This window comes from Bergeyella anatis, assembly GCF_036016955.1.
GTDB lineage: Bacteria > Bacteroidota > Bacteroidia > Flavobacteriales > Weeksellaceae > JAYWXI01.
Window position 1 is genome coordinate 1 of record NZ_JAYWXI010000164.1, and the last position, 385, is coordinate 385.

The following is a 385-nucleotide window of genomic DNA, read 5'->3' on the forward strand; positions in this document are numbered from 1 at the left end:
TTTTTTTACAATGTCATAGCGCAGAACCAAATCGGCAACCATTTCCTTCAGTCGGGCATTCTCTTTCTTCAAATCCGACACTTCATCACTCGTGGCTTCTCTAATGACATCGCCGTTGAGTCGTTTTTTACCGGCTTCCATAAATTCTTTGTTCCAGGAATAAAACTGAGATTGGGCAATATTATGCTGTCGGCATAGTTCCGCTACAGAAGTTTCTGCACGAAGCCCTTCCATTACGATTAAAATTTTCTGCTCGGCTGTAAAGATCCGTCTGGTATTTTTACGGATGTCTTTTACGAATTTTTCGGAACTTTTCTTTTTAGGTGTTTCCATAATTAAATGTAATTCTTTTTTTGAAAACACTCCTTAACTATTATACTATATA

The 385-nt window shown here is 37.4% G+C and carries 1 protein-coding gene; it reads right to left on the reverse strand.

Annotated features, from left to right (window positions below):
- Nucleotides 1-333 (reverse strand): transposase (locus tag VQ048_RS12765; protein ID WP_327611994.1); only part of this gene is annotated, 333 nt, incomplete at its 3' end.
- Nucleotides 334-385 lie beyond the last annotated feature (52 nt).